18 protein-coding genes are annotated in these 18,703 nt (G+C 67.9%); 8 read left to right on the top strand and 10 right to left on the bottom strand.

Annotation, left to right across the window (positions count from 1 at the left end; genetic code table 11):
* Positions 1–54: 54 nt before the first annotated feature.
* The 6 genes from purU to KHN93_RS01745 all read right to left on the bottom strand — a co-directional run bounded on the left by purU (position 55) and on the right by KHN93_RS01745 (position 5,386).
* Positions 55–906: a formyltetrahydrofolate deformylase gene (purU, locus tag KHN93_RS01770; RefSeq protein WP_016901474.1), complete on the bottom strand. Its 852-nt coding sequence runs from the start codon at positions 904–906 to the stop codon at positions 55–57.
* Positions 907–974: 68 nt separating this feature from the next.
* Positions 975–1,367 (bottom strand): XVIPCD domain-containing protein, encoded by a 393-nt coding sequence (locus tag KHN93_RS01765; protein ID WP_047126299.1) that lies wholly within the window; start codon positions 1,365–1,367, stop codon positions 975–977.
* 383 nt (positions 1,368–1,750) lie between these two features.
* Positions 1,751–2,626, bottom strand: coding sequence for an NAD(P)-dependent oxidoreductase (locus KHN93_RS01760; RefSeq protein WP_211921749.1), 876 nt, complete (start codon positions 2,624–2,626; stop codon positions 1,751–1,753).
* 37 nt (positions 2,627–2,663) lie between these two features.
* The gene (locus KHN93_RS01755) at positions 2,664–3,782 is read right to left on the bottom strand and encodes an NADH:flavin oxidoreductase/NADH oxidase (protein ID WP_211921747.1); all 1,119 of its coding nucleotides are present in this window, start codon (positions 3,780–3,782) and stop codon (positions 2,664–2,666) included.
* 60 nt (positions 3,783–3,842) lie between these two features.
* Entirely contained in the window at positions 3,843–4,724 is an 882-nt protein-coding gene (locus tag KHN93_RS01750) for an NAD-dependent protein deacetylase (RefSeq protein WP_211921745.1), read from the bottom strand.
* Positions 4,721–5,386, bottom strand: a complete 666-nt coding sequence (locus KHN93_RS01745) for a TetR/AcrR family transcriptional regulator (protein ID WP_047126304.1) — start codon at positions 5,384–5,386, stop codon at positions 4,721–4,723. Before KHN93_RS01745 ends, KHN93_RS01750 begins: the two co-directional genes overlap by 4 nt.
* Positions 5,387–5,481: 95 nt before the next feature.
* Between KHN93_RS01745 and KHN93_RS01740 the strand changes: the two genes are divergently transcribed.
* From KHN93_RS01740 to KHN93_RS01730, 3 genes are all read left to right on the top strand, one after another.
* Entirely contained in the window at positions 5,482–5,748 is a 267-nt protein-coding gene (locus tag KHN93_RS01740) for a hypothetical protein (protein ID WP_146098506.1), read from the top strand.
* Positions 5,749–5,919: 171 nt separating this feature from the next.
* Positions 5,920–8,403, top strand: a complete 2,484-nt coding sequence (locus KHN93_RS01735; RefSeq protein WP_230608483.1) for a TonB-dependent receptor — start codon at positions 5,920–5,922, stop codon at positions 8,401–8,403.
* A gap of 101 nt (positions 8,404–8,504) precedes the next feature.
* The gene (locus KHN93_RS01730) at positions 8,505–9,512 is read left to right on the top strand and encodes a phospholipase C/P1 nuclease family protein (RefSeq protein WP_244812187.1); all 1,008 of its coding nucleotides are present in this window, start codon (positions 8,505–8,507) and stop codon (positions 9,510–9,512) included.
* A gap of 122 nt (positions 9,513–9,634) precedes the next feature.
* Here the strand turns inward: KHN93_RS01730 and KHN93_RS01725 are convergent, their stop codons facing one another.
* Positions 9,635–10,570: an alpha/beta fold hydrolase gene (locus KHN93_RS01725; RefSeq protein WP_211921743.1), complete on the bottom strand. Its 936-nt coding sequence runs from the start codon at positions 10,568–10,570 to the stop codon at positions 9,635–9,637.
* An 89-nt stretch (positions 10,571–10,659) separates the two neighbouring features.
* On the opposite strand from KHN93_RS01725, the gene KHN93_RS01720 reads away from it, so the two are divergent.
* A complete protein-coding gene (locus KHN93_RS01720) occupies positions 10,660–11,088 on the top strand; it encodes a MerR family transcriptional regulator (protein WP_065047153.1) in 429 nt (142 codons plus the stop codon).
* 64 nt (positions 11,089–11,152) lie between these two features.
* Here KHN93_RS01720 and KHN93_RS01715 read toward each other — a convergent pair whose 3' ends face one another.
* The gene (locus KHN93_RS01715) at positions 11,153–12,439 is read right to left on the bottom strand and encodes an MFS transporter (protein WP_211921741.1); all 1,287 of its coding nucleotides are present in this window, start codon (positions 12,437–12,439) and stop codon (positions 11,153–11,155) included.
* A gap of 97 nt (positions 12,440–12,536) precedes the next feature.
* On the opposite strand from KHN93_RS01715, the gene KHN93_RS01710 reads away from it, so the two are divergent.
* Together KHN93_RS01710 and KHN93_RS01705 are read left to right on the top strand one after the other, a co-directional pair.
* Positions 12,537–13,424, top strand: a complete 888-nt coding sequence (locus KHN93_RS01710; RefSeq protein ID WP_102583142.1) for a LysR family transcriptional regulator — start codon at positions 12,537–12,539, stop codon at positions 13,422–13,424.
* A 416-nt stretch (positions 13,425–13,840) separates the two neighbouring features.
* Positions 13,841–14,509: a VOC family protein gene (locus tag KHN93_RS01705; RefSeq protein ID WP_211921739.1), complete on the top strand. Its 669-nt coding sequence runs from the start codon at positions 13,841–13,843 to the stop codon at positions 14,507–14,509.
* 18 nt (positions 14,510–14,527) lie between these two features.
* On the opposite strand, the gene KHN93_RS01700 is transcribed toward KHN93_RS01705, so the two are convergent.
* Both KHN93_RS01700 and KHN93_RS01695 read right to left on the bottom strand, forming a co-directional pair.
* Positions 14,528–15,334, bottom strand: a complete 807-nt coding sequence (locus KHN93_RS01700) for a TatD family hydrolase (protein WP_024939812.1) — start codon at positions 15,332–15,334, stop codon at positions 14,528–14,530.
* A gap of 226 nt (positions 15,335–15,560) precedes the next feature.
* Positions 15,561–16,478 carry a LysR family transcriptional regulator gene (locus tag KHN93_RS01695; protein WP_211921737.1) on the bottom strand — a complete coding sequence of 306 codons (918 nt, stop codon included), beginning with the start codon at positions 16,476–16,478 and terminating at the stop codon, positions 15,561–15,563.
* A 127-nt stretch (positions 16,479–16,605) separates the two neighbouring features.
* Here KHN93_RS01695 and KHN93_RS01690 point away from each other — a divergent pair, with 127 nt between their 5' ends.
* Positions 16,606–17,658, top strand: coding sequence for an aromatic ring-hydroxylating oxygenase subunit alpha (locus tag KHN93_RS01690; protein WP_039511158.1), 1,053 nt, complete (start codon positions 16,606–16,608; stop codon positions 17,656–17,658).
* Positions 17,659–17,675: 17 nt separating this feature from the next.
* Positions 17,676–18,635, top strand: coding sequence for a PDR/VanB family oxidoreductase (locus KHN93_RS01685; RefSeq protein WP_181141987.1), 960 nt, complete (start codon positions 17,676–17,678; stop codon positions 18,633–18,635).
* Positions 18,636–18,703: the final 68 nt, after the last annotated feature.

Here is an 18,703-nt window from a genome sequence, read left to right as displayed (position 1 = left end):
CGACCACGGCTCCATTGCGCGTGCTGCAACCGTCCGTGGGGATATGCGACGCTGCTAGCGAAACACCACCGTGCGATGGCCATTGAGCACGATGCGATGCTCGACATGGCGACGCACCGCACGCGCAAGCACCAGCGATTCGGTATCGCTGCCCAGCCGCACCAGATCGCGCGGCGTCATCGCGTGATCCACGCGCGCCACGTCCTGTTCGATGATCGGGCCTTCGTCCAGATCTTCGGTGACGTAATGCGCAGTGGCACCGATGATCTTGACCCCGCGTGCGTGCGCCTGGTGATACGGCTGCGCACCCTTGAAGCTGGGCAGGAAGCTGTGATGGATATTGATCGCCCGCCCCGCCAATGCGCGGCACAACGCGGGCGAAAGAATCTGCATGTAGCGCGCCAGCACCACCAGATCGATCTGCAGCGCCTCGACCAGCGCAAGCAGCTGCGCTTCCTGCGCGGCGCGCGTGTCGGCGCTCACCGGCAGATGGTGGAAGGCGATGCCATAGGAGGCAGCCAGCGGCGCGAAGTCGGCGTGGTTGGACACCACCGCCGCGATATCCACCGGCAATTGCCGGCTATGCATGCGGAACAGCAGATCGTTGAGGCAATGCCCCTGCTTGCTCACCAGCACCAGCAGCCGCGCGCGGCGGCGCGCATCGTGCAGCTGCCAGTCCATCTGGAATTCATCGGCCAGCTGCGCAAAGCGGCGTTCCAGCCCGGCAATGTCGGTGCCCGGCGGCTTGTCGAAGTGCACACGCAGGAAGAAGCGGCCACTTTCGTCATCGCCAAACTGCTGTGCGTCGAGGATGTTGCAGGCCAGATCGAACAGCAGCCCGGTCACGCGATAGACGATGCCGGTGCGGTCGGGGCAGGACAGGGTGAGGATGTAGTCGGAGCGCATCGGCGCAATGATAGCCAATGCGCCCGGCTGCGGGCGCAGTGCTTGCGCCCGTAACTTTCCGCTGCGACTCAGCGCGGCGGCAGGCGCAGCATCAGTCGCCGATTGATTTCGTCCAGTTGTGCCATCGATGCCTCCACCGAGGTCTCCATCGCTTCCTGGGTGGTGATGTGCGCACGCAGATGCGCCGGGTCGGCCAGCTCGCCACGCACCAGAAACACGTTCTCGCCCACCTCGCCGACGTGCCGGCTGAGCACCACGTGATCCACCTGGTCGAAGCCATGTTGCTTGGCCAGCGGTAGCAGGCGCGCGGCCATGCGGACACTGGCCTCGTCGGTGGGTTTGTTCAACTCGGCATCGAGCGCGGCCACCGCTTCGCGGATCTGCGCGAACAGATAGTGGTCCGGATGCTCGGGGTGGTCCGGGCCCACCGGGCCCTGGTCGACGACCGGTACGGCGGTCATCGTGTACCACCGGCGCAGGTCAGTGCGCGCGTTGTGCGCTCGGTCGAACCGAGCGTGATATGCAGGTGTCGCATCGCATCCTCCCTGGAGCGGCGGCTGTCACGAGCCGGCATTTTAGAAGGTCTGCTGCATGTTGAGGTGAGCAAGAGGTGGACCGTGTTGCTATGAAGCGAAGCGGCCTGAGAGTGGGGAGCAGATGGAGCTGACGGCGTGCGAAATCTGCTGCACGTGGCGTCGCCTCGTCCCCTCACCCCAACCCCTGCTCCGCGCCCCGGCCCGCGCCAGCAGCGCGGGCACTCCGAGGCACGCGCGCCAGTGACGCGCAAGCCGTGCCGCCCCACCGGGACGGGAGAGTGGCTAGCTCCGCTTTGCGGAGGCTGCGATCAGGCCTGCCCGGCCCGCCGCGCCCACACCTCTGCCAGCACCGCCCAGTCGGCGTTGCCGTCGCCATGCGCAATGGCCTCGTCCAGGCCGGCGCGCAGCAACTCGCCCAGCGGCATCGGCACCTGCTTGTCGGCGCCGGCCTGGATCGCCAGATCCACATCCTTGCGGCCCAGGGTGGCGGTGAAGCCGGCCGGTAGGTATTCGCGCTGCATGATCAGGCGGCCGTAGCCCTGGTACGCGGGCGCGGCGAACAAGGTGCTGGTGAGCATGCCCAGGAACTGGGTGGCATCCACGCCGTGGCCGCGTGCCAGCGCGCTGGCTTCGGCCATGGCGCCGATCGCGCTGGCCAGGCAGAAGTTGGCCGCCAGCTTGACCGCATTGGCCTGCTCGGGGGTGTGGCCGATCTCCCAGGTGCGTTGACCGAGCACATCGAACATCGGCTGCACGCGCGCCAGCGCCGCCTCGTCGCCGGCGGCCAGAATGTTGAGCTTGCCGGCTTCGGCCACATCGACCCGGCCGAGCACCGGTGCGGCCACGTAGGCCACGCCGCGTTCGGCATGCAGGGCGGTCAGCTCGTGCGCCAGTGCCACCGAGATGGTGGCCATGTTGACGTGCACGCTGCCGGCCGGCAGCGCGTCCAGCACGCCTTGCTCCAGCACGGTGGCACGCACCGCGTTGTCGTCGGCCAGCATCGAAAACAGCAGCGGGCCGTGCGCGGCGTCGCGCGGTGCATCCACCACCGTGGCACCAGCCTCGCGCAGCGACTGCGCGCGCTCCGGCGAGCGATTCCACACACGCAGTTCAAAACCGCCGCGCAGCAGGTTGTGCGCCATTGGCAGGCCCATCGTGCCCAAGCCCAGAAATCCTATCGGCATGCGTTGTCCTTGTTCGTTATGACGTCTATCGGATGGATCAGCTGGCAAATACGCCACGCGCATCGCGTGGCTCGCAGCGCAGGTATTGCGGCGAGGGCGTGACCGACGCGCCGAGTGCGGCAGCGGCATGCCACGGCCAGCGCGGGTCGTACAGGATGCCGCGCGCCAGCGCGATCGCATCGGCCTGGCCGTCCTGCAGGATCGCCTCGGCCTGCGCCGGCTCGGTGATCAGGCCCACACCGATCACCGGTGTGCTGACCTGCGCCTTGATCTGCTGCGCAAACGGAATCTGATAGCCCGCCTGCACCGGAATCTGCTGGCGCGGATCCAGCCCGCCGCTGGAGACATGGATGTAGTGCGCACCGCGCGCATCCAGCGCCTTGGACAAGGCGATGCTCTGCTCGAGATCCCAGCCGCCCTCCACCCAGTCGGTGGCGGAGATGCGCACGCCGATGGCAATCTTGTCCGACACCGCCGCGCGCACCGCGTCGAAGATGCGCAGCGTCAGCCGCATGCGGTTTTCCAGCGAGCCGCCATACGCATCGCTGCGCTGATTGCTCAGCGGCGACAGGAACTGATGCATCAGATAGCCATGCGCGGCATGCAGCTCGATCAGCGCCAGGCCCAGGCGTTCGGCGCGCTGTGCTGCATCGACAAAGGCCTGCACCACCGCATCGATGCCGGCCTCGTCCAGTGCCTGCGGCAACGGCTGACCGTCATGGAACGCCAGCGCCGATGCGGACACGGTCTGCCAGCCATGCGCGTGATCCGGCGCGATGGCCTCGCCGCCTTTCCACGGCAGATCGGTGGAGGCCTTGCGTCCGGCATGCGCCAGTTGAATGCCGATCGGCATCGGCGACCAATGCCGAACCGAGTCCAGCACCTCGCCCAGCGCCTGCTCGGTGGCATCGTCGTACAAACCAAGGTCGGCGTAGGAGATGCGCCCCTGCGGCTGCACCGCGGCCGCTTCCAGGATCAGCAGGCCGGCACCGGATTGCGACAAGGTGCCCAGATGGATGCGGTGCCAGTCGCTGGCGCAGCCGTCCTGTGCGGAGTACTGGCACATCGGGGCGATGACGATCCGGTTGGCGAGCGCAAGCGGACCGAAGCGGATGGGGGAGAACAGCTGGCTCAAGGGGGCATCCACAGATGACACGGGGATGCCCATTGCACTGCGCCGGGCGCGTGGGCACAACCGCTGCAATGGATCACTGCGTCATGCCGAACGCGCACTGGCATCGTTGACGCTGCGTGCACGCAGCGGATCGAACGGGGTGTGCAGGAACGCCAACGCCTGCGCGCACGACTGTTCGACCTTCAGGCTGAGCAGCTCGTCCGCACGGGTGCGCCCGAAGTTGAGCGCGGCGATCGGCAGGCCGGCCTTGGCCGCGGTCTGCACGAAACGAAAGCCCGAATACACCATCAGCGACGAGCCCACCACCAGCACCGCATCGGCCGCCTGCAGATGCGCAAATGCGCGCTCCACGCGCTCGCGCGGCACGTTCTCGCCAAAGAACACCACATCCGGCTTCAGCACGCCGCCGCACACCGGGCACGGCGGCACCACAAAGCTGTCGAAGGCCACATCGTCCAGGTCCGCATCGCCATCGGGCGCCTGCGCGGCGTCCAGGTCGGCCCAGCCGGGGTTGGCGTGCTCGAGCAGCAGCTGGAATTCGGTACGGGGCATGCGCCGCTCGCAGCCCATGCAGCGCACCACATCGAGCCGGCCATGCAGATCGATCACCGCTTGACTGCCGGCGGCCTGATGCAGGCGGTCCACGTTTTGCGTCAGCAGCAGTTCCAGCTGGCCGCGGGCTTCCAGTGCGGCCAATGCGTGATGGGTGGCATTGGGTTGCGCCAGCCCGAAGCGCGGCCAGCCGACCAGACTGCGTGCCCAATACCGCTGCCGCGTGGACAGCTCGCCCATGAAGGCCTGGAACGTCACCGGTTGCGGACGCTTCCAGCCGCCTTGCAGATCGCGGTAATCGGGAATGCCCGAATCAGTGCTGCAACCGGCACCGGTGAGCACGAACAGGCGCCGATGGCGTTCGATGAAGTCCTGCAGCGCGTTGCCGTCCTGAGCGAGTACCGCCGTCATCGCGCAACTCCGGTGGCCATGAGATAACTGTGCAGCAACACCACCAGTTGCGCCTGCAGCGGCGCAATCCGCACCGCAGGCGCACCCTCCTCGAGCAGGCTCTTTACCGGCCCGGTGATCGCCGCCATGCCAATCTCGGCCACCGCCTCGCAATCGTCGAAGCGCACATCCGCGGCGGTGGCCAGCGCAGCGGCAAACGCCTGCTGCGAGCGCTTGCGCGCCTGCGACCCCAGCGCGGCGCCACCATGCAGCTCGGCAATGGCGTACAGCGCGCGCGAGACATCCACGTGCTGCAGCTTGGCCTGCACGAAGGCATGCACCAAGGCCTCGCACTGCTGCGCCAGCGTGCGCCCGTGCTGTTGCGCGCAGGCCCGTTCCACCGCGTCGATCACCGCCTGCAGATGCCACTGCAGCAACGCGATCAACATCGCCTGCCGATTGGGGTAGTACTGGTACACGCTGCCGACCGACACGCCGGCACGCGCGGCCACCCGCGTGGTGGTGCAGCCGTGCAGTCCGTCGGCCACCAGCACCTGGATGCTGGCCTGGCGGATGACCTCCACGGTAGCGCGCGAGCGCGCTTGCTGCGGGGCCTTGCGCGGTGCTGGCAGGGGGAATGAGGTGCTCACGAAGGCGACTGTACACACGGATGGATGGCACATAGTCTGGGGGCCTTCTTGGTGATTCCAAGCAAGCGCCCCTCCAGCTCCGCACCCGTGGCGCTGCGCGACGGCGCCGAGCGCCCGATTGCTTCACCGTGTCGCTGGCGAAGGCACTGCGTAACGCAGGCTTTGCGGTCAATGCGCCGATGCGTTCAATGCGATCAATCACGCTCGCGCCGCTATCGATCTCAACGACCACGCCGGTCCAGGCAGCGTCGAACAAGGGGCTGCCAGCGTGGCGCAGCTTGCGATGTCCGAGCTGGCACCGGCGCGACGACACCGAGGGCGGAACGATTGACCGGGTGATGCGCACCGAACGACGCATAGCCGGCTACCTGCTGCGCACGGTTGAAACCGCTTGAAAACAGGTGCCACGTCACAGATCGGCACGCGCGCCCGCTAACTTAACGTGATCGGGCGCACACGCAACGCTGCGGAAACATGGCGCCGCGACAGTGGGCAGCTCCCCCGCTGACCCTACTCCTGCCATGCCCTACACCCACATCCGGACGCGCTCCGGAGTGCGTCGTGCCGTGTCGCGTCGTCCGCTCACCGTCCTGCTTGCACTGACCCTAACCACCCCCGCGCTCGCGCAGGAAGCCGCACCCGCCACGCCTGCCACCCGCAAGGGCGAGGACGGCATCTTCTCGCTGGACCGGATGATTGTCACCGGCGCCGGCCAGGCCCAGAACCAGTTCGACGCCTCGTATGCGATCACCGCGCTGACCGCCGAGCAGATCGACAAGCTGGCCCCGCTCAACCTCGCCAGCCTGATCGGCTCGATGCCCGGCATCTATGCCGAATCCACCGGCGGCGAAGTGCAGAACGTCTACCGCATCCGCGGCATTCCCGACGAAGGCTCGTTTGCGGTGATCCAGGAAGACGGCATCAGCCCCTACCCTGACAACAACGGCTACTTCTACAAGACCGAAGGCCTGGTGCGCCCGGACCTGATGGTCGAATCGGTGGAAACCGTGCGCGGCGGGCCGTCGCCGATCTTCGCTTCCAATGCCGCGGCCATCGTCAATTTCGTCACCCGCCAGGGCGGCGACACGCCCGAAGGCGCAGTGCGCACCACCGTCGGCGACACCGGGCTGTATCGGCTCGATGGCTATTGGTCGGGCAAGCTTGCCGACGGCTGGTACCTGGCTGCCGGCGGCTTCGTGCGACGCAACGACGGCTACCGCGACGTGGGCTTTCCGGCCGACGAGGGCGGGCAGTTCCGCATGAACCTCACGCACACGCTGGAGCACGGCAAGCTGACCTTCACCGCCAAGCATCTGGACGACAAGAACGCGTTCTACATGCCGATCCCGCTGTACGACCCGCGCGACACCTCGCGTTCGCTGGACCCGTTGATCGACCGTTTCACCGGCACCTTGAGCAGCGCGCAGCTGAAACGCGCCAGCATCGTCTCCAGCGATGCCAACGGCGCGCCGCAGCGCGAGTTGCGCGACCTGTCCGATGGCCGCCACATGAAGTTCAACCATCTGGGCGCCAACCTGGACCTGGCCTTCGACAATGGCTGGAGCCTGTCCAACAAGGCCATCGTCAATCGCCTGGACATGACCTTCGACGCACTGTATTCCAGCAATGCGCCGCAGGACGCCGCCGCGTATGCCAACAGCCGCCGCGCCGCCGCCAGCGCCGCGTTTCCCGGGCTGAGCTCGCTGGGCTACGTCTACACCGACGACGGCAGCCGCTTCGATCCGGCCAGCACCGACGGCCTGGTGATCCAGGGCCAGTACCGCGCCATGAACGTGCGCGCCGATTCGTTCGCCGACGACCTGCGCCTGCACCGCCGCTTCGACTGGGGCGGCGACACCCACGACATCACGCTCGGCGTGTACGGCGCCTATTACGCGCGTTCCTACAATTCGCGTTACCAGAGCTATCTGCTGGAGATGCGGCAGAACCCGCGCACGATCGACCTGCTCGGCTACGACGCGGCCGGCAACGTGGTCGGTGGCGTGACCAAGGACGGCGTGGTGATCTACGGCGCCGACCGCACCCAGGGCAAGGCCTACACCAGCATGCTGGCGCCCTACATCGCCGACACCTGGCAGGTGACCGACAAGCTGCGCCTGGAAGCCGGCGTGCGTCACGAGCGCTACCGCTACCGCGCCTGGAGCATGCTGCGCAGCACCGGCAACCTGGGCATGGCCGACACCCTGGCCGACGATGCCGCGCGCCTGTTCACCGGGGCCCGCGCGCACACCGCGCTGGACGTGGGCGTGACCAACTGGACCGCGGGCTTCAACTACGACATCAACCCCACCGTCGGCATCTACGGCCGCGCCTCGCGTGCGCACCGCGCGCCCAGCGAGGGCGCCAACGAAGGCAACGTCAACATTCCCACCGCCGACCAGTTCGAGCTCGGCACCAAGCTCAACTTCGACACGCTGGACGTGTTCGCCACCGCCTTCTACACCAAGTACGACCCGTACAACATCGGCACCAGCGCGGTGAATCCGCAGACCGGCGCGGCCGAATCCAAGGACTACCGCGGCAGCGTCACCAATCCCGGCATCGAACTGGCGGCGGTGTGGACGCCGGCGCAGTGGCTACGTCTTGATGCCAACCTGACCTACAACGACACCAAGGTGTCCGACCTGACCGAAGTGGTGGCCAATGGCGCAGTGGCCGTGGTCGACGTGGACGGCAACATGCCCAACCGCCAGCCGAAGCTGTACGGCAATGCCGGCCCGACGCTGTTGTTCACCACCGGTGCGTTCGATTGGGAAACCTCGTTGCGCTACGCCTATGTGGGCAAGCGCTACGCCGACCTGGAGAACACCACCGAGCTGGCCGCCTACGACACCCTGGCGGCCAACATCCTGGTGCGCAACGGCCCGTGGGACGTGCAGCTGTCGGTGGACAACCTGACCAACACCTTTGCGCTGACCGAAGGCAACCCGCGCACCGACACCATCTCCGGCCAGGGCACGCGCGCACCGATCTACGGCCGGCCAATCTACGAGCGCAACTCGCGGCTGGTAGTGACCTACCACTTCTGAGTGCGCCGGCGTCCGGGGTGTCGCAGCCTCGATGCCAGCGCTCCACTTCCCGATCCATCGCCTGCAGCGCCGCAGCTGCGCTGCAGGCCACAAGGACTGCCATGACAGCTTCCCGTCTTGCCTGTGCGCTGCTGGTTGCAGCAGCGACGTGTTCCGGCGATGCCGCCGCCTGGGGCCACCGCGCGCATGCCGCCATCGACAGCGCCGCGGTGCAGGCCCTGCCCGACGACGGCCCGGTCTTCCTCAAGCAGTACGCGCAGGTGATCGCCGACGGCGCCACGCTGCCGGACGGCTGGCGCAGCGAGAGCGAACCCTTCCTCAAGATTGACGAAGACCCCAACCACGGCTGGTTCCGCGAGCAGTTCGCCTTCATGCAGCATCCGCCGCGCTCGCGCTACGCCTTCGTGCTGGCGCTGTACGACGAACAACGGCGCATCGCCGGCAGCGACCCACAACTGGCGCAGCGCATGAACGTGCGTTGGGCCGGCACCTTGCCGTACGCCGCCACCGAAGGCTACCAACGCATCGTGGCGACCATGCGGCAACTCCGCACGCTGCGCGCCAAGGGCCAGGACACCCGAGAGCTCGAACGCAACTGCGCGTTCTACGTCAGCTGGTTTGCGCACTACATCGGCGATGGCGCGCAGCCGCAGCACGACAGCATCCATCACGACGGCTGGCAGGGGCCGAACCCGCACGGCTACAGCACCGACCCGAAGGTGCACGGCAAGTTCGAGAGCGATTACGTGGAGAAGATTGCGCTGACCCCGCAGGACCTGCTGAGCCGCATGCCGGCCCTGGCGCACCAGGATGGCGATGTGTTCGAGCAGATCCTGGGCTTTCTCGACATCGGCACCGGCCGTGTCGAGCAGGTCTATCGCCTGGAAAAGGCCGGCGCCTTCGACGACGCATCCAGCAGCGACGGCCGCGCGATGGTCTATCGCACCGCCGGCGACGGCGCAGCGATGCTGCGCGACCTGCTGGTGCGCGCCTGGCGCGAAAGCGCGCTGCGGCCGGGCACCTTCACGCCCCCCAGCATGGACCCACGCCATCCGCAGTACGACCCGGCGACCGGATCTGCACCTGCCGGCACCTCGCCCACGCTGTAACCGCCGATGACGCAAGGGTGTGCCGCCATCGGCGTGCCGACCTGCGCGGCGGCAACGGGCGCTGCGCGGGTCGGCAGCACAGCGCAGCGCGCCATACGGACCGCGCGTGCCATCACGCCGCGTCAGTGGGCGTTGGCGGCCTGTTCGACAAAGCGCAGCAGATCCTGATTGAAGCGCGGGCTGTCTTCCAGAAACGGGGCATGCCCGGCGTTGGGATACAGCACCGTCTGCGCACGCGGCTGCAGCTGCCGTGCACGCGCCAGCGTCGGCCCGGTGGTCACCAGTGCATCGCGCGCGCCGTACATCAGCAGCACCGGCAGCTGCGTGCGTTGCAGGCCGGCAACGTCGATCGACATGCCCTGCACAGCACGCTGCATGTCCCACGAGGCCAGCGACGCGTTGGTCAGCAAGGTTTCAAACACCGGCGCAGGCGGCTGGGTGGCAAAGCACAGCCGCAGGAAGTCCTGCACCGCCCGCAGGTGCGTGCGCAGGTCGTCGGAGACCAGATCGCGATAGATCGCCGGATGCGCGCCCAGTTGCTCTGCGCGCAATTCGATCACGCCATCGACATACACCACGCCGCCAAGCCCTTCGTCGCCGTAACGGGTGAGGTAGTTAGTGATCACCGCACCGCCCAGCGACCAACCCACCAGCACCGCATCGCGCGCGTCTGCGGCCTTCACCACGGCGGCAAGGTCGTCGGCCCAGCGCATGCCGTCCCGATACGCGGACGCTGCCGCCGGCTTGCCGGACAGCCCATGCCCGCGCAGGTCGTAGGTGATCAAGCGATAGCCTTGCAGGCAAGGATCGGCCAGCTGCGCGTCCCAATCGATGCGGCTGCCGAGCAGGCCGTGCACGAACACGATTGCCCTGCCATCGCTGGCGCCATGCTCCTGCACCGCCAGGGCCACGCCGTCGGGCGCGGTGACGGTGTAGCTGCGCGACGCCGGGGATGAGGCCGGCCCCGCCGCCGCCAAGGTTGAAGAGAACAGCAGCAGGCAGGCCAGCAGGTAGCGCATCGGCATCATGCCAATGACGGGGAGAAAGCGAACAGGCATCGGAGTGAGCTCCAGACAATGTGAGCCACCATCCTCGAGCCTCACACCAATGTGAGGGTCAAGCGTTGCGTGCAACGTATGCTGGGCGCATGACCACATCGTCCGAACCCTCACTGAGCATTGGCGCGCTGGCGCTGCAGACCGGCGCCAGCGTGCGCTCGCTTCGTCACTACGACGCGCATGGGCTGCTGACCTCCTCGCGCAGCGCAAACGGCTACCGGGTGTTTCCCGCCGCCTGCGTTGCACAGGTGCGGCAGATCCAGCGCCTGATCGCCACCGGCTTCAGCCTGGACGACATCCTCGGCTTCCCCGATTGCATGCGTCTGGTGGAAGGCGCGCAGATGTGCCCGGAAACCGCGCAGGCGCATCGGGCACGCCTGCAGCTGATCGAGCGCCAGCTGGCCGACTTGGAGCGGCGCCGTGCGCGCTTGCTGGAAACCCTGGCACAGGGTGCGGCGGATGCCGCGACCACGCTGCCGCCTGCAGCTCAGACCAGACGCAGCAAGCGGGCGCGCTAGAGCGGCTGACAGACACCGCGCAGTCTTGCAGCCAGTCGTTCTTGGACGCGGCGGTCGAACCGCGTCACTCGCCGCGTGCAGGATGCGGCGCAAAGCGCCCGTATGGCCGCGTGTCGTCGGCGCGCTGGCGCAGCACGTAGGCCGCGGCGAAGGCGAGCGCCAGCAAGGTCAGGCACATGCCGACCAGCGCGCCCCAGCCACCGTGTTGCCAGAACCAGCCGCCGAGCGCGCCGATCACGCTGGAGCCGGCGTAATACGCCAGCAGATACAGCGATGCGGCGTGACTGCGGTGCGCACCGCCGAGCCGGCTCACCCACGCGCTGGCCGCCGAATGCGCAATGAAGAAGCCGATCGTCAGCAACACGATGCCGGCCACCACCAGCGCCAGCACATGCGCCAGGGTCAGCGCCACGCCGAGCACGCACAGCACGATGCCGGTGGTGACCACCGGGCCGCGCCCGAAACGGTCCGACGCCGCACCGGCCACCGACGAACTGACGATGCCGAACACATAGGCGCTGAAGATCATGCCGATCTGGCTCTGGCTCAGGCCGAATTCCGGCCCGCCCAGCCGGAAGCCGGCGTAGTTGTAGAGGCAGACGAACACACCCATCAATAGGAACGGCAGCGCGAACAGGAACGGCAGGTTGCGGTCGCGCAGATGCCCGGCCCAGGCGCGCAGATGGAAGCGCAGGTTGATGCCGTGCCGGCGCACGAAGTTGCGCGACGGCGGCAGCAACCAGAAGAACGCCAGCGCGCACAGCAGGTCGAACACGCTCAACACTGCCAGTGCGGTGCGCCAGTCGTAGTGATCGGTCAGCACGCTCATCACGATGCGCCCGCTCATGCCGCCGAAGGCATTGCCGGCCACATACAGGCCGGTGGCCGCGCCCATCTTGTTGGCCGGCAGTTCCTCGCCCAGATACACCATCGCCACCGCCGGCACCCCGCCCAGCGCGATACCGGACAAGGTGCGCACCAGCACCAGCGCGCCCCAGTGCGGCAGGAAGGCGGCGATCAGGTTGAGCACCGCGGCCAGCGCGATCGACACGAACATTAGCCCGCGCCGGCCCAGATTCTCCGACACTGCGCCGGCACAGAAGATCGCCAGGGCCAGCGCGCCGGTGGCCAGCGACAACGGCAGCGAGGCGGTGGCCGCGTCCACGCCAAAAGAGCGCGCAAACTCCGGCAGCACCGGCTGCACGCTGTAAAGCAGCGAGAAGGTGGCAAAGCCGGCCAGGAACAGGGCCAGGCGGATGCGGCCGCTGGCCGGCGCATCGGCGGCGGCGGCGTTGTCGGCACGGCCGGCGGTGGCCGGCAGGCTGCTGGTGCGGCGATCGGGAGAGGACACAGGCGCAGCATCGAGACGTGGGACGGCAAGTATTCGCCTGCGCTGACCCCCTGTCCAATATATGATCCTGGCAGTTGCCATATGCAGAACAGATAGCATGGAACTTCGCCACCTGCGCTACTTCCTGGCTGTCGCCGAGGAGGGCAACTTCACCCGCGCCGCAGCGCGGGTCGGCATCGGCCAGCCGCCGTTGAGCCAGCAGATCCAGGCGCTGGAGCGTGATCTGGGCACGCCGCTGTTTCGGCGCACCCATAGCGGCGCCGAGCTGACCCCGGCCGGCGAGGCCTTTCTGGTCGAGGTGCGCCGCGTGCTCGCCGATGTGGAGCGCGCCGCGGAAACCGCACGGCGGGTGGCGCGCGGCGAATCCGGCCGGCTGCGGCTGGGCTTCACCGCCTCGGCCGCGTTCAACCCGGTGGTGCCGCACCTGATCCGCGACTTTCGCCGGCAATGGCCGCAGGTCGAGCTGTTGCTGGAAGAAACCAACACTGCCGGGCTGCTGCTGGCCCTGGCCGATGGCCGCCTGGACGCGGCCTTCGTGCGCTACGGCCTGAGCACGCCGCCCGACCTGCAACTGCTGCGCTTTGCCGACGAACCGATGAAGATCGCCGTGCCCACCGCGCATCGCCTGGCCGCCCGCAACAGCGCACCACTGGCGGCGCTCGCGGGTGAACCGTTCATCCTGTTCCCGCGTAGCTTCGGGTCCAGCCTGTACGACGAGATCCTCGCCGCCTGCCGCGCATCCGGCGTGACCTTGCGCATCACCCAGGACGCGCCGCAGATGTCGTCCATCGTCAACCTGGTCGCCGCCGAGCTGGGCGTGTCGGTGGTGCCCGCCTCCACCGCGCAGCTGCAGCTGCCCGGCGTGCGCTATCTGGATATCGAAGGACAGATGCCGCTGGCCAGGCTGGCCCTTGCAGTCGCGCCCGGCGCCTTGGACACCGCGCCGCTGGTCCGGCATCTGTGGGCGCTGGCGGAAGTGCTGTGAGCCAGGCTGGTCTTGAGCCGACAGCACCACGGTTGTTGTAGGAGCGCACCCGTGCGCGACGTGGCTCTCCCGGTAACGCCCTCGCGCACAAGTGCGCTCCTACACCTGCCCAGGCGGAAAGATGCTGGATTGCGTTGTCTGCCACCAGCGGTGGCGCTTGTTCTCTTGATCCGAGGTCTGATCCACACACCCTCAGCCGCACCCGAAGCCATTGATCCTGTGGAAGCACGCATGCCCGCAATGCTGCTTGCCTGGCGACATCATCGCGGCCAGGGCCTTCGCTGCAGACAGCATGCACGTTGCCAGCGCGCGCACGTGCCCTGCCGAATCCAGGTAACACCATCCGGGCACACCGCTTGACCTCAACCGCGATTGAGGTCGTTCAATGTCTGCACCTTCCATCACCTGCGCCCGCCATGCATCTTCGCCATCTGTTGCTGCCCTGCCTGGACCCCGACCTCAGCCTGCGCTTCTATCGCGAGGTACTGCAGCTGCCGCAGCACGGCAACAGCATCCGCATCGGCTGGAGCAGCCTGGAATGCGTGCAGGCGCAGCAGCCGGTGGGCAGCGTGCATCTGGCGTTCAACGTGGCGCCGTCGCGCTTCGACGCCGCTGCGCAGTGGATCGGCGCGCGCAGCAAGCTGCTTGCCGATCCACATGGCCGCCGGCAGTTTCAACTGGACGGCGTATGGCAGTCGCGATCGGTGTATTTCGCCGGCCCCGATGGCGCGGTACTCGAGTTGATCGCGCGTCGGGCGGTGCAGGACGTGGCCACCGGCGACGGCGCGTTCCACGGTGACGAGTTGCTGTGCGTGAGCGAGATCGGCTTACCCAGCAACGATGTCGCGGTGGTGACCAGCAGTGTCGCCCATCACTTCGGCGTGCGGCCGTTTGCGCCGGCGCTCGAAGGTTTTGCCGCGCTGGGCGACGATGATGGCTTGTTGATCGTGGTCGATCAGGCGCGGCGCTGGTTTCCACAGCAGCGGCAGCTGCCCTGGGCCAGCGGCGTGCGGGTCAGCGTGGATGCACCGCAACCGGGGCTGCGCTTGCGCGATGCGCAGGGCTGGGAGTTGCTGGCGGCGTGATCGCCCACGCCGCGCAGGTCATGCCGCAGCTGCAGGCGCGGGCAGACGGAAGAACGCACGCGCCGCCGCGGTGCTGTTGGCCGCGGTCAGCGCCACCTCCTCGCCACGATCGCGCGCGAGTTCGTCGACGATATGCGACAGGAACATCGGCTCGTTGCGGCGATCCTTGGGCATCGGCTTGAGCGTGCGCGGCAGCAGGTACGGCGCGTCGGTTTCGATCATCAAGCGGTTGGCCGGGATGTTGCGTACCAACTCGCGCAGATGCAGGCCGCGGCGCTCGTCGCACAGCCAGCCGGTGATGCCGATGTAGTAATCGCGGTCCAGGTAGTCGAACAGTTCTTCGCGGCTGCCGGTGAAGCAATGCACCACCGCCGGGCCGAGCCGGCCGTCGAAGCTGCGCATGATCGACAGGAAATCGTCGTGCGCCTCGCGTTGATGCAGGAACAGCGGCTTGCCGTTGTCGGCAGCCAGTTGCAGCTGGCGCTCGAAGGCCTTGTGCTGGGCCGGACGCGGGGCGAAATCGCGGAAATAATCCAGCCCGCATTCGCCCACCGCCACCACCTGCGGGTGCGCCTGCAGCGTGCGCATTTCGGCCTCGCATTCGGCGGTGAATTCCACGGCGTGGTGCGGGTGCACGCCGGCGGTGGCGTAGAGGAATCCGGGATGCTGCTGGGCCAACTGCAAAGCCAGCGGCGAATGCTCGCGGCTGGCACCGGTGATCACCAATTGCGCAACGCCTGCCTCGCGTGCGCGTTGCAGCACGGCGTCGCGGTCGCGGTCGAAGGAGTCGTGGGTGAGGTTGGCGCCGATATCGATCAACTGCATGCTGCGGTGTCGTGTGGGGAGAGCCGGGCAAGTGTAACGAGTGGGGGTTGTGTGCGCTTAGCGCTTCGCGTCCCTTCTCCCGCCGGGAGAAGCTAGCGCGCAGCGCCGGATGCGGGTGCAAGCAGAGCCTCGCATGACCAACCACCCAATGTGGCGTCGCCCCGTCCCCTCACCCCTCTCCCGCAGGAGAGGGGCTTTGCTCCGTTCTTCCAGGAGAGAGAGGGGTTCAACCCACCACCGGCACCGCCATCGCATCGATCTTCGCCGCCAGCGCCTGGATCGTCAGCAGCGCCGAACGCGACAGCTGCCGCTGCGGGGCCACGCACAGCGCCAGCGTCATCGGCTTGGTCAGGTGGCGGCGGAACGGCACGAATGCCAGACGGCCGTCGGCCACATCCGGCGCGGCATCCAGCCACGACATCAGGCCCACGCCGGCACCGGCGCGCACCAACCCGCGCAGGGTGCGCACATCGTTGCAGTGGGTCAGCCGCTTCACGTCGATGTGCTGGCGTTGGTACAGCACCTTGGCATGCTCGCCGACGATCAGCGGGGCGGCCGGCAGCAGCAGGCGGTGTTCCAGCGTTTCGCTCAGCTGCAGCTCGGTGCGGGTGCTGAGCGGGTGGCCGACCGGCATCGCAATCCCCAACGGGATGTCGGCAAAGGCGCGCACCTCCAGGTCCACGCTGCTCACCGGGTCCAGCAGCAGGCCGATGTCCACATCGGCCGAGGTCACCATTTCCATCACCCGCTGGTTGCGCGCGGTGGACAGGTTGAAGGTGATGCCGGGGTACTCCTGCACCAGCGCCGCCACCGCCTCCGGGACCACGCCCTCGCTGAGCGCGTCGATCATTGCGATCTCCACATGCCCGCGGCGCAGCCCCTTGAGCTCGTCGAAGCGCTCCAGGGTGCGGGCGTAGGCCTTCTCCCAGCCGCGTACGTCCACCAGCAGCAGCTCGCCGGCGGCGGTCAGCCGCAGCCGGCCCGGCAGGCGCTCGAACAGCTGCGCGCCCAGCTCTTCCTCGGCCTTGAGGATCTGCCGGTCGATCGCCGAGGCCGACACGTGCAGCACATCGGAGGCCTTGCGGATGCTGCCGCAGCGGGCCACTTCGATGAAGTAACGGGTGAAGCGGGAAAAGGTCAGCATGCGGCGGGGCTCGGTTGGCGTTGCATTTTTTGCAATGGCTTGGCTGAAAATCGATGTTTGATAACACACCCCGGGCTTCCTAGAGTCAATCCGGCACCGCTCCCGCCCTACGCCAGAGACTGGACCCATGGATGTCGCCGTCCCCGCCCTGCCGCTGCACTGCACCTTCGAGGCCGCCGACTGGCAGCGCCTGGCCCAGCACTGGCACGCGGTGGCGCTGAGCAGCGAGGTCGGGCAGGCACCGTTCAAGGCCACCCTGCTGGACGAGCCGCTGGTGCTGTACCGGCTGGGCGAGGAACTGGTGGCCGCGCGCGATGTCTGCCCGCACCGCGGCGTGCCGCTGAGCATGGGCACCGCCGATGGCGGCGGCGTGGTCTGCGCCTACCACGGGCTGCGCTTCGGCTCGGGCGGGCGCTGCAACCATATCCCCGCCAGCCCCAGCCAGAACATCCCGGCCAAGATGCGCCTGCACACCTACGCGGTGGCCGAGCGCTACGGGTTGATCTGGGTGTGCCTGGCCAAACCGGCCGGCGTCAGCGCGGCCGAGGTGCAGATTCCACCGATGCCCGGCTGGGACGAGGACGGCTTCCAGCAGATCGTCTGCCCGGCCTTCGACATCGGCGGCAGTGCCGCGCGCCAGCTGGAGGGCTTCATCGACGTGGCGCATTTCGCCTTCGTGCACACCGCCACCTTTGCCCAGCCGGACAAGCGCGAGGTGCCGGCCTACACCACCACCGAGACGCCGACCGGCTTCAATGCCGACTACCTGAGCTCGGTGGCCAACTATTCGGTGGACATGCCGCTGCCGGACGTGGACCCGGATTTCCAGTGGCTGCGCCATTTCGAGGTGCATCTGCCGTTCACCGCCACCCTCACCATCCACTTCCCGGTGCCGGGCAAACGGCTGGTGATCATGAACGCGGCCAGCCCGGTGTCCAAGCACAAGACGCGCCTGCTGGTGCCGATCGCGCGCAACTTCGACACCCATCTGCCGGTGGAGGACGTGCACGCCTTCAACCTGCGCGTGTTCGAGGAAGACCGCGCCATGGTCGAGGCGCAGCGCCCGGAATACCTGCCGCTGGACCCGCTGCTGGAAGTGCATATCCCGGCCGACCGCAGCTCCATCGCCTATCGCCGTGGCCTGCGCAGCCAGGGCTATAGCGACTTCTTCCTGCGCTGACCGCCAAGGAGCACGCCATGCAGTTGCACGAGGTCCGCGTTGCCGAGGTTTTCGACCAGGGCCATCGCCAACGCGCGATCCGGCTGGAGCCGGTCGGCGCGGAATTGCCGGCCTTCGAGGCCGGCGCGCATGTGGACCTGCATCTGCCCGACGGCATGATCCGCCAGTACTCGATCGCCAGCGCGCCGCATGTGCGCGACCACTACCTGCTGTGCGTGAAGCTGGCCGACGCCTCGCGCGGCGGCTCGCGGCATCTGTGCGAGCAGCTGAGCACCGGTGATCGCCTGCGCATCTCGACACCGCGCAACCTGTTTCCGCTGCATCCGGGCGAGCGCCACGTGCTGCTGGCCGCCGGCATCGGCATCACCCCGCTGCTGTCGATGGCCGAAGCGCTGGAAGCGCGCGGCGAACCCTTCGTGCTGCACTACTACGCCCGCCGGCACGCCGACGTGGCGTTCGGTCAGCGGTTGCAGCAGGGCTTCGCGCATGGCCAGGTGCAGGTGCATCTGAGCGACGGCGGCGAGAGCCCGCGCGTGCATGTGCCCGAGGAATTGGGCCAGGCGCGTGCGCGCGACCAGCTGTACCTGTGCGGGCCGGCCGCCTTCATGGACCACTTCACCATGCTCGCCAGGGCGCACGGCTGGACGGCGGAGCAGCTGCACCGCGAACACTTCGCCGCCGCCGAGTCCGGCATCGCCCACGCTGCCGACAGCGCCTTCGAAGTGGAGCTGGCCGCCAGCGGCCGCGTGGTGCAGGTGCCGGCCGACTGCAGCATCGCCAGCGCCCTGCTGGACGCCGGCATCGAGGTGCCGCTGTCCTGCGAGCAGGGCATGTGCGGCGCCTGCCTGACCGGCGTCCTGGCCGGCACCCCCGATCACCGCGACAGTGTGCTCAGCGACAGCGAACACGCGCAGAACCGGCAGATCACGCTGTGCTGTTCGCGTAGTCGCTCGCCGCGGCTGGTGCTGGATCTTTGAGGCGGCCTGGGTGTGGCGGATGCCTGTGCAGCGTTGCTGCGAGTGCAGCCATTGCCCCATGCCGATGG

It is taken from the genome of Xanthomonas arboricola pv. juglandis, from assembly GCF_905367715.1.
GTDB lineage: Bacteria > Pseudomonadota > Gammaproteobacteria > Xanthomonadales > Xanthomonadaceae > Xanthomonas > Xanthomonas arboricola.
Note: the sequence above shows the minus strand (reverse complement) of the source record. Positions and strands in the feature narration are given on the sequence as shown.